At 46.1% G+C, this 9859-nt stretch carries 11 protein-coding genes; 3 read left to right on the forward strand and 8 right to left on the reverse strand.

Annotated features, from left to right (window positions below; translation table 11 throughout):
• Positions 1 to 4 precede the first annotated feature (4 nt).
• From sufB to ABDW33_RS17685, 3 genes are read right to left on the reverse strand one after another with little or no spacing between them, the layout of a single operon-like run.
• Positions 5 to 1447, reverse strand: a complete 1443-nt coding sequence (gene sufB, locus ABDW33_RS17675; RefSeq protein WP_343691411.1) for a Fe-S cluster assembly protein SufB — start codon at positions 1445 to 1447, stop codon at positions 5 to 7.
• 46 nt (positions 1448 to 1493) lie between these two features.
• Positions 1494 to 1823 carry an iron-sulfur cluster assembly accessory protein gene (locus ABDW33_RS17680; RefSeq protein WP_343691412.1) on the reverse strand — a complete coding sequence of 110 codons (330 nt, stop codon included), beginning with the start codon at positions 1821 to 1823 and terminating at the stop codon, positions 1494 to 1496.
• A 30-nt stretch (positions 1824 to 1853) separates the two neighbouring features.
• Positions 1854 to 2411, reverse strand: coding sequence for an NADPH-dependent FMN reductase (locus ABDW33_RS17685; protein WP_343691413.1), 558 nt, complete (start codon positions 2409 to 2411; stop codon positions 1854 to 1856).
• A 121-nt stretch (positions 2412 to 2532) separates the two neighbouring features.
• Between ABDW33_RS17685 and ABDW33_RS17690 the strand changes: the two genes are divergently transcribed.
• Positions 2533 to 3192, forward strand: a complete 660-nt coding sequence (locus ABDW33_RS17690; protein WP_343691414.1) for a metalloregulator ArsR/SmtB family transcription factor — start codon at positions 2533 to 2535, stop codon at positions 3190 to 3192.
• Positions 3193 to 3197: 5 nt separating this feature from the next.
• Here the strand turns inward: ABDW33_RS17690 and ABDW33_RS17695 are convergent, their stop codons facing one another.
• The 4 genes from ABDW33_RS17695 to ABDW33_RS17710 form a co-directional block, all read right to left on the reverse strand.
• Positions 3198 to 3689, reverse strand: a complete 492-nt coding sequence (locus tag ABDW33_RS17695; protein ID WP_343691415.1) for an N-acetyltransferase family protein — start codon at positions 3687 to 3689, stop codon at positions 3198 to 3200.
• Positions 3690 to 4222: 533 nt separating this feature from the next.
• On the reverse strand, positions 4223 to 4798 hold the full coding sequence (locus ABDW33_RS17700) for a GNAT family protein (protein WP_343691416.1): 576 nt from the start codon (positions 4796 to 4798) through the stop codon (positions 4223 to 4225).
• A gap of 73 nt (positions 4799 to 4871) precedes the next feature.
• The gene (locus ABDW33_RS17705; RefSeq protein ID WP_343691417.1) at positions 4872 to 5978 is read right to left on the reverse strand and encodes an AI-2E family transporter; all 1107 of its coding nucleotides are present in this window, start codon (positions 5976 to 5978) and stop codon (positions 4872 to 4874) included.
• Between the two features lie 190 nt (positions 5979 to 6168).
• Positions 6169 to 7098: an AraC family transcriptional regulator gene (locus tag ABDW33_RS17710; protein WP_343691418.1), complete on the reverse strand. Its 930-nt coding sequence runs from the start codon at positions 7096 to 7098 to the stop codon at positions 6169 to 6171.
• Between the two features lie 450 nt (positions 7099 to 7548).
• Between ABDW33_RS17710 and ABDW33_RS17715 the strand changes: the two genes are divergently transcribed.
• On the forward strand, positions 7549 to 8430 hold the full coding sequence (locus ABDW33_RS17715) for a DUF6089 family protein (RefSeq protein ID WP_343691419.1): 882 nt from the start codon (positions 7549 to 7551) through the stop codon (positions 8428 to 8430).
• Between the two features lie 767 nt (positions 8431 to 9197).
• On the opposite strand, the gene ABDW33_RS17720 is transcribed toward ABDW33_RS17715, so the two are convergent.
• Positions 9198 to 9386 (reverse strand): hypothetical protein, encoded by a 189-nt coding sequence (locus tag ABDW33_RS17720; RefSeq protein WP_343691420.1) that lies wholly within the window; start codon positions 9384 to 9386, stop codon positions 9198 to 9200.
• Between the two features lie 117 nt (positions 9387 to 9503).
• On the opposite strand from ABDW33_RS17720, the gene ABDW33_RS17725 reads away from it, so the two are divergent.
• Positions 9504 to 9854 carry a hypothetical protein gene (locus ABDW33_RS17725; protein WP_343691421.1) on the forward strand — a complete coding sequence of 117 codons (351 nt, stop codon included), beginning with the start codon at positions 9504 to 9506 and terminating at the stop codon, positions 9852 to 9854.
• Positions 9855 to 9859 lie beyond the last annotated feature (5 nt).

A 9859-nucleotide genomic window follows, 5' to 3' on the forward strand; every position in this document is an offset into this window, starting at 1 on the left:
ACTGTTATCCTACGCTACCTTCAAGCGTGATGGACAGCAGTTTTTGAGCTTCTACCGCGAACTCCATAGGGAGCTGGTTCAGTACTTCCTTTGCATAACCGTTTACGATCAGGGCTACAGCCTGTTCTGTATTGATACCACGTTGATTGAGGTAGAAGATCTGGTCTTCCCCGATCTTGGAAGTAGTCGCTTCGTGTTCTACGGTAGCGGTGCTATTCTTTGATTCGATGTAAGGGAAGGTGTGAGCGCCACAGCGATCGCCTATGAGCAGGGAGTCGCACTGGGTAAAGTTACGTGCATTGGCAGCGCGTGGACCTACCTGTACGAGACCGCGATAGGTGTTATCACTGGTACCTGCAGAAATACCTTTTGAAATGATACGGCTGCGGGTATTGCGACCCAGGTGATATATTTTGGTACCGGTATCAGCGATCTGCTTATTGCGGGTCACTGCTACGGAATAGAATTCGCCTTCAGCATCATCGCCCTGCAGGATTACACTTGGATATTTCCAGGTGATAGCGGAGCCGGTTTCAACCTGTGTCCAGGAGATCTTGCTGCTATTTCCTTTACAGATACCACGTTTGGTAACGAAGTTGTAAATACCACCATTACCGTCTTTATCACCGGGATACCAGTTCTGAACGGTGGAGTATTTAATTTCTGCATGGTTCAGTGCGATGAGTTCCACTACAGCAGCGTGCAGCTGGTTTTCATCGCGGCGGGGAGCCGTACAGCCTTCGAGATAGCTCACGTAGGCATTATCGTCGCAGATGATGAGGGTACGCTCGAACTGGCCGGTATTTTCCGCGTTGATACGGAAATAGGTGCTCAGTTCCATGGGGCAGCGTACTCCTTTTGGAATATATACAAAAGAGCCGTCGGAGAATACAGCTGCATTCAGGGCGGCAAAGATGTTGTCGGAGTGAGGCACTACAGTACCCAGGTATTCTTTTACCAGTTCCGGATGTTCGCGTACTGCTTCCCCGAAGGAGCAGAAGATCACACCCAGTTCAGCTAATTTTTCGCGGAAAGTAGTAGCAACGGATACACTGTCGAACACCACGTCTACAGCTACACCGGAGAGCGCTTTCTGCTCATTCAGCGGGATACCCAGTTTCTCCATGGTAGCCAGGATTTCGGGATCCACCTCGTCCAGGCTTTTTAATGATTTTCTTTTTGGAGCGGCGTAGTAAGAGATCTTCTGCAGGTCCAGTTCAGGCATTTTAAAATGCTGCCAGCTGGGCCACTGCATTTTCTGGAAGGCAGCGAATGCCTTCAGGCGCCATTGCAGGAGCCATTCTGGTTCTTCCTTTTTAGCAGAGATGTAGCGAATGGTATCCTCGTTGAGGCCAACGGGGGCCATTTCCATCTCGATGTCGGTGGTGAAGCCAAACTCGTATTCCTTGTTGGCTATGTCGTCAATTATTTCGTTGCTATTTCTCATTTTCCGGATTAATTAAGTAAGCGGCCTGGCTGTTTTTATTTTATTATTATACAGCGAAGCTCTCGCCACAACTACAAGTACGGGTTGCATTCGGGTTGTTAAAGAAAAGCCCTTTGCCGTTGAGGCCGTCACTGTAGTCCAATTCTGTACCGTAAAGATACAAGAGGCTTTTCATCTGTACTACTATCTTAACACCTTTATCTTCAAAGATTTGATCACCGTCCTGTTTTTCTGATTCCTCAAATTTCAGTACATATTCCAGACCGGAGCAACCACCGCCTTTAACGCCTACGCGGACAAAGGTATCTGGTGCATGGTGTTCCTTCACCATCAGCTCCTTAATATATACACTAGCTTTATCTGATACTGTTATCATAATTCCTTCCTTTTTTATGATATTAACCTATTACTGTATGTGTTTTAATACCCTGGATTCACCTAATAAGGAGATCATGCGCTCGAACTTCATCTTGTATGGCTCGGTAAAGTCTTTACCATCGGCGGTATACAGATGTTCTTTCATGATGGGAACGGAGTAGGGTAGTACCCACGCTCTCAATGCTTTAGCTACGGAATCCATCGCGTTGATGCCCTGCATGGCCTGATGACCATCTCCCCAGCACACCAAAGCTACGACCTTTCCTGTTAAATATGGATTACTGAGTTTGCTGGTCATTTCCAGCCAATCCAGTGCATTTTTCATGACCCCCGTCATACTACCGTGATAAAGTGGTGTGAGCCAAACCAGCACATCTGCTTTCAGGAAAGCATCGCACATGGCCTTAACGGGTTCGGGCATATCCCCCTTGGGATATTCAAAGAACGGAATATGACCGCCTTTGGGGCTGAATACTTCCGTAGCGAAGCCTTTCTGGCGGAACTGTTCTTCAAAATAACCAGCTACTCTGTTAGCTGTGGTATAAGGAGCGCTGTCCATCGTTCCATTGAAGATCAAGACGTTCATCTGTGTCTTTTTATATTGTGTAGCTGAGTGGTGTGTGAGACCGCGGAGCTCGTTGATTGTCGCAACAAATTTTTTTTACTCCTACAAAATTACGACATTTGAGAATAAAACAAGTAAATACTTGGAAAATTATAAACCCATCACGAAGGCAACTGCAGATAGATTTTTGCAGTTACTGAAAACGAAGGGGCCTCAGTCGGCCGCTATGCTGGCGGCTGCGTTGAACATTACAGGAGAAGGCGCCCGGCTGCAACTGCTGAAACTGGCAGAAGAAGGACTGGTGATGTCGGTAACGACGTCTAAGGGGGTAGGTCGTCCCGTGCAGATATGGGATCTGACCCCGATGGGGCATGCCCATTTTCCTGATACGCATGCAGAATTCACTTTACAATTATTAGAGACCATCCGTGTTGAGCTCGGTGAGGACGCCCTGGACAAGGTGGTGGCCGCCCGGGAGCAGCAGCGGCATGAGAAATATTTTAATGCCTTGTCTGGTATTACGGATATAGGCGAGAAATTAGCCGCATTTGCAGCCTTGCGTACCCGGGAAGGGTACCTGGCGGAGTGGCAGGAAGATGGGGAAGGTGGCTATATATTTATAGAGAACCATTGTCCTATTTGTAATGCGGCCCAGAGTTGTGTAAATATTTGTAAGTCAGAACTGAAGACATTTAAGAACCTGATGGGTGACGGGGTGGAAGTAGAGCGCGCTGATCATATCATCAGCGGCGCCCGGAGATGTGTGTACAAGATTGTGGTATTGGTGAACCCCCTTTCCTGAATGGCTTAATAAATCCTTTTCCCTAATATATCCAGGCTTCTTTCGATCCCATCCAGTACCGCAATGTTGGGCAGGTGTGCCCAGGAAGTGAAGCCTAGTTGCTTAAATAATTTAATGCTCGGCTCATTATGGGAGAAGATAAATCCCAGCAGGGTCTTTACGCCTATCGTGGGGCATTGTTCCATGGCATACGCCAGGATTTTTTTTCCATATCCCTTACCTCGTTGATTTTCATCTAAATAGATGCTGATTTCGGCAGTGCCATCGTAGGCTGGCCGGCCATAAAAGGATTGGAAGCTCACCCAGCCTATCATGATACCATCTTCTTCTACGACCCATAAAGGGCGTTTTTCCGGATTATGTATGTTGAACCAGGGCATGCGGCTCTCTACTGATACAGGTGTTGTGTCGGCGGTGACCATTCTGCCGGCAATGGTGCTGTTGTAAATGGCTACAATAGCAGGCATGTCGAGGGTGGTGGCGTTTCTGAATTGCATAGGCGGCAAAAATAGAAAGTTTTGGGGATTTATATTTTGTGATGAGGGCTGTGTTTTTTTGGGTCGCATCTGGAGGGGCTGGTTCGCTGGAACTCCCGGGGTGGTGTAGTATAAACCGCTGACAGGACTGGACCGCGATAGCGCTTCTTCGGAGATATTCCGCCTATAACCCGCAGATATCCCGCCTATAAGCCGCTGATATCCCGCATTTATAAAGAGGCGGGATATCTGCGGGATATCTCCGGGTTACACCCGGGAAAAGTAGGGGTTATCCCTATTTTAGGCTCGAATAGGTCTCAGCGTGACGAGGTTTTTTAAAAAAGGAAGGAGAGGAGTAACTGGTATGGAGGTCGCAGCGGTGGGATATCTCCGGGTTACACCCGGGAGAAATAAAGGTTATCCCTATTTTGGCCCCGAATAGCGCTTTAGGCGTGAGATGCTAAGTGTAATTCCCCGATTTTGCTAATTTACAATGGACTCATTTTTCGGGAGGAAGTCACAGTTAAAAAGTTATAAGAAAGTTGATTGAATAACTAATAATGCAGGTCGTAACGGTAATCGCTGGAGAGCAGGCTATACATATAAGTATCCACAAATTGCCCTTTCTGGAAAAAAGCCTGTCTCAGGAGTCCTTCCTGCTGAAAACCGAGTCTTTGCAACAGGAGAATCGATAATTTATTGGCTGGATCTACCACAGCTTCAATCCGGTTAAGGGTCAGTTCTTCAAATGCATATTGCAATAAACGGTTCAGGGACGCAGTCATAATCCCCTTGCCCCAAAAGGAGGGGAGAAGGTCATAGCCGATTTCTGCTTTATAATGTGTTTTATTGATATGATGCAGGCCACAGGTGCCGATCAGGGTGTCGTTGTCTTCCTGGTAAATCCCCCAGCGCATACCTTCCCCTGTCAACAGTTTTTCCCTGAAAAAAGCGACTAACTGTGCTGCTTCGGAAACATTGATGAACCGTTCTATATCCATAAAGCGGGTCACCTTTTCCGATGAAAATAAATTGAACAATGCGGCGATGTCTTTTTCACTGATGGGGCGCAGTTGTATATGGTCTGCTGCCAATACAGGAACTTCCATCTCTTTATGTTGATGACTCATGTTATTATTTGCAGGGACACGTTCAGTACTGCAAAAATATAAACTGAATAGTCCCTTTACTTTTCCGGCTCCATCAATTCTCCTGCGCAGGCGCCTGCTGCTCCGCACTGGTACGACGTACCTTCACTTTCTTGAGCGTAGCATCACCCAATAATATTGCCCAGGGCCTCATCTCTTCGATATTCTCAAAAACTATCTTCAATATCGCAATGAACGGAATCGCCAGGAACATACCCGGAATCCCCCACAACAGGTTCCCTGCTACTACTGCCAGGATCGTTACAAGTGCATTGATCTTCACTTTACTCCCTACAATGCGCGGCAACAGCACATTACTATCCAGGAAGTGAACGACCAGTAAACCAACCCCCACCTGTATAGTTGTACCCAGTGAACTGTTCGTCAGGGTCAGCAGCATGGAAATGACCGTTGCCACATAAATACCCAGGTAAGGAATGATATTAAAGATAGCGGCCATGATACCTAACAGTGTCGCATATTTGATACCTAAGATCCAGAAGAGGGTACAGTTTACTATTGCTACTACCACCATTTCTATCATCAATCCCGTTACATATCCCTTAATGATCAGCCGTGTTTCCCCAATCACGCTCAGCAAGGCTTCCCGGTGTTTTGACTGGAACACCGTAATGAGGAAAGTAACAAGTAATGAACGATAATTGAGCAGGAAAAAAGCATATAATAATACGAAGATGATAAAGATCAGGAGGGAAGACAATGACAACAGGGTCGTACTTACAAAAGCAGTGGCAGAGCCCAGTGTACCCATGGCCAGTTGTTCCAGGTAATCCATCTGGCGGGCAGAATCAATGTGAAATTTCATATTCACCCAGCCTTGCAGGTCCGTTATTGTATGTAATAACTGTTGTTGCAGGTGTGGAAAATCAGCAACAAAAGTGCCCATTTGCGCAGCCAGCAGCATGCCTACACCAAACAGGATAATAACCACGAGCAGGATGGAGGTAAGGGCAGCAAGGGCACGGGAAAATCGACATTTTTCGAGAAAGCTTGCAACCGGAAGCAGCATGATAGCTATCAGAAAAGCAAAGGCCAGCGGGACTAACAGCTCGTGTCCTAACCTGGCAATGTACATCAGCAGGATAAGGGATAAGAGGGTGAAAGCAAGTCTTGCATTGAAGGGTAGCTTTACTTCATTCATGGGAAGGTTTTGTATTATTTTTATAAAGGAAGGGAAAAAAGAGCAATAAACTAGCCAAAGGAGAAATAAAATAGCCCGTATCTCAAAAAGATACAGGCTATTTGATCCGGGTACCTGATAAGAACAGGTATCGTTTTATAAATTCCGGGAAGGTATTGATGGCGATGTTCCAGAGAATGCATGCAACAGCCTACAACAATTGCTTCAGGTAAGGAATATAGATCTCACTTTCGTTCGGTCCTACCAGCGAAATAAAGAAATGATTCCCGCTCATCTTAAACACACCTTCCTTTACATACCTGTCTATAAACTCATACATGGGGATACCTGCCATGGCAAAATCCATTGGTACCGGCAGTTTGATATAATGCCCTGCCGGGATACGCTTGGCCATCAGGTTTTCTGTGAGCGTTACGTTCATCAATGCGGCCGTCACATCTTTGGATGGCAGGAAAATACCTGCGAACATACTCATTTGCTCATACGAAGTGACAGGCACGGAATCCAGCGTACTGGTGATCACTTTGGCCTGTGCCAGCTCCTGCAGCTGCACGATCTTCCTCAGCCTTGCCTCCTCCATTGTCATCTTCATGATCATCTGCGCCACTGGGTCCTGGCCCCTTGATAAAATCGTGTAGTACAACATACTCTCAGGTAGATACGTCATCTCGGTTCGCTCAAAATTGAAGAACGAAGCCAGCGTATCCCCCTTCTTGTCAAACGCTTTTACAATTGAGTCGACCAATTGCAGTGTACGTTGTTCATTAGGAAGTGTCGGGATCTTCCTGAAACTTCTTGGGCTTTTGCCGAAATTCTGGGTGAATGCTTTCGTGAACGCTGCTACCGTCGCATAACCGGACCGCTCCGCGATCTCACTGATATTGTACCCGCTATGCCTGAGCAGGCCTGCGGACAACTCCAGCCGGTGTCGCTTTACATATTGCCAATAGGGTTCTCCGATGACTGCCGTAAAACTGTGATAGAAATAAGAATAGGAGATGCCAAGCCATTCGGAAACGTGTTTCATCTCAAAAGCTTCAGAGATGTGATCATCTGCAAAGCACAGTGCCTTTAATGCCAGCAGTTCCATTTGCTCCTGAGCGGGAGGTCTTTGTTTCATAGCTGAAATTTATTAAAAGAGCGATGGGTAAGGGCTAAATGAGGTGTATACTGATGGATCAATTCAACCCAAAAACGATAGTATTTTACGATATATTGATACTATTCGAAAGTAAGGTATTAACTGCGAATAATAAAAAAAACGTTTCAACAAATATACACACGTAAATGCCCTGACACTAAGCGTCTATAAATAATATGTGAGTGTTTTAATCTATGTGTAAGTCTGCATTTGAAGCACTCACAGGTGAAGTGTTGAGTATTTGATAAATATTGGCCGTAGTTGTTCCGCCTGCAAAAATGTATTATTTTGCGCCCGTTGTTTAGAATGAGAATGCCTGCTTTACAATTTTATGCCAGTCTCCTTCGTTATAAAACAATGTCCTGATACCCCTTAGCAATACCTATCGAAATGTGATGAACAAAAGTCACTAATCAATCACGAAAGTTGATGCCAAATCTAATTGCATTGAGGAACCATTTTATGAACGTTATTTCCAGGAAGGTACTTGTTACTTTATTTGTTTGTCTCCCCGCTGCCGCTTTCGGGCAGTATTGGCAGGTTGGTGGTGCATTAGGGATTAGTAATTACAGCGGGGATCTGTCTCAGTCACGGGTGGACATGCGGTATACGCGGTACCATATCGGGTTGTTTGTAAAACGGGATCTGAGTCCGCACATCACATTGGGTGCCGGTGCCACCTATGCCAGGGTCGCAGGTGCCGACAGCACTAACAAAGCGATCGAACTGAAAAACAGGAACCTGAGTTTTCGTTCTCCCATCCTGGAGGCGCATGTTAGATTAGAATTAAATTTATTCGACATAGATGACAAAGGTTGGACTCCCTATGTATTCGGCGGTGTCGGCGTGTTCAGTTTCTATCCAACCACCCGCGATGCGAACGGGGATGTTATCAAATTAAGAGCGCTCAATACTGAAGGGCAAGGCCTCGCCGCTTACCCCGACCGTAAGCAATATAGTCTTACAAGCGTATCCATTCCATTCGGCGCCGGTGTGAAATTCTTAATCCGTGACAACCTGGTGGCAGGATTTGAAGTGGGCCTGCGTAAGACATTTACTGATTATCTCGATGATGTAAGTAAAGGCTATGCCGATTACAACACCCTGTTAGCCACTTATGGCCTGCGGACCGTCAGGTATGCCTATAGAGGCCCCGGCCCATATCCCGTAGAAGGGTTTCCAAGAGGCTCGCAGAAGTATGATGACTGGTATGTATTTACCGGGTTTACGCTCGCATACCGGTTTGGCGGCGCCAGCGGACCGTACGGACATTGGCGGAAACAAAAAGTGTCCACCTGTCCTAAATTCTAGTACATCCAATTGCATTTTTTGTGCATCCATCTGCACCGCATGATCAATCAATACACCCGTTCATTTCCAGGTTTTATTACCTGCCACGGGTAGTATTGATCCATTTTTTTTGCACCTTACCTGCGCTGTTATGTATCCTTTCATTCCATCAGCAGGAAGCTCGCAGTAGTATTGATCCATTTTTTAACACCTTACCTGCGCTGTTATGTATCCATTCATTCCATCAGCAGGAAGCTCGCAGTAGTATTGATCCAATTTTTTAACACCTTACCTGCGCTGTTATGTATCCATTCATTCCATCAGCAGGAAGCTCGCATATGCACTATCATCCATATTTATTCCCGGCCAGGGAGATTCCTGTTCTCCCTGAATTCAGGGATGACGTGCCTTTTCAGGTAGACAATCTGTTCTGTTCTTTCAATAACAGCAACAATAATTTTCTAACTGTTTAAAGTTTTAGTAAGTGTAAGTTGGTGCTGGTCAACGATCTTCACGGATTTTTGTTTTTGGCATACTTCTTGAAAATTCTATAGCAAGTACAGGAGTAAGAGAAAGCGATTCAACACAACTCTTCATCGCGCAGACGAGTTCAGAAATCGCGGAGATAGTAAGAAATTAGAAGGCACTATGATGGTTGTACGCTTTTCCTCCCTGTAACTGTTACCATCCTCCTCATGAAGATCCGATCGCACTAACTTTATTTTACTTACTAAACCTTAGGATCATGAAAAAGATTGTATTCATCATTCTATTTATATTGGGAGGGTTCATCGTGTCAAATGCGCAGCCACCAAGGCCCCCGCATCCACACCATGTAAGGCATCACAGGCATTTGCCCCCACATCCTCCGCTGCCACCGCGTCCTCCATTGCCGCCGCATCCCCATCACAGGGTCGTACATCGCCCTCACTGGCACCACCGGCCGCATAGACCACATCGCCATTACCGTCATGCATATAACAATGTCGTAATGCCGGTGCAGACTACAAATGCCACTTTTAACGTTTAAGCATATATTCTAATTCCTATATTTCAATTCCAATCAATTTTTACCAAAAACTAAATCAACAAGTATGAAACAGATAATAATAATGATGCTGCTGATGGGCGGAGCCGTAGTAAGTGCACAGGCACAGAATGGACATCGTGGATATGGCTATGAGAGAGGGTATCGTGTTCATGCTGGCCGTTGGGAAGATTGCAATAGAAGCTACCGCGGTGCATATTATGATTGTCACCCAGGCGCAAGAGTCTTTGTTCCCGCTCCGGTAGCCGTTTGTGCACCTCGTCCGGTAGCTGTTTGTGCACCTGCACCTGCACCAGTTGTTGTGTATGCACCTGCTCCTCCACCACCTCCTCCTGCACAGGAAGTTGTGTATGTGAAGAGACCAAGAGTGGTGATTAATGCGAATATCAGCTTATAGTCAAT

The organism is Chitinophaga sp. (assembly GCF_039596155.1).
GTDB lineage: Bacteria > Bacteroidota > Bacteroidia > Chitinophagales > Chitinophagaceae > Chitinophaga.

Bases quoted from the DNA above. Each gene is read 5' to 3' on its own strand.
- sufB (WP_343691411.1), bottom strand. From the start codon at position 1,447: ATGAGAAATAGCAACGAAATAATTGACGACATAGCCAACAAGGAATAC.
- ABDW33_RS17680 (WP_343691412.1), bottom strand. From the start codon at position 1,823: ATGATAACAGTATCAGATAAAGCTAGTGTATATATTAAGGAGCTGATG.
- ABDW33_RS17685 (WP_343691413.1), bottom strand. From the start codon at position 2,411: ATGAACGTCTTGATCTTCAATGGAACGATGGACAGCGCTCCTTATACC.
- ABDW33_RS17695 (WP_343691415.1), bottom strand. From the start codon at position 3,689: ATGCAATTCAGAAACGCCACCACCCTCGACATGCCTGCTATTGTAGCC.
- ABDW33_RS17700 (WP_343691416.1), bottom strand. From the start codon at position 4,798: ATGAGTCATCAACATAAAGAGATGGAAGTTCCTGTATTGGCAGCAGAC.
- ABDW33_RS17705 (WP_343691417.1), bottom strand. From the start codon at position 5,978: ATGAATGAAGTAAAGCTACCCTTCAATGCAAGACTTGCTTTCACCCTC.
- ABDW33_RS17710 (WP_343691418.1), bottom strand. From the start codon at position 7,098: ATGAAACAAAGACCTCCCGCTCAGGAGCAAATGGAACTGCTGGCATTA.
- ABDW33_RS17715 (WP_343691419.1), top strand. From the start codon at position 7,549: ATGCCAAATCTAATTGCATTGAGGAACCATTTTATGAACGTTATTTCC.
- ABDW33_RS17720 (WP_343691420.1), bottom strand. From the start codon at position 9,386: ATGCATGACGGTAATGGCGATGTGGTCTATGCGGCCGGTGGTGCCAGT.
- ABDW33_RS17725 (WP_343691421.1), top strand. From the start codon at position 9,504: ATGAAACAGATAATAATAATGATGCTGCTGATGGGCGGAGCCGTAGTA.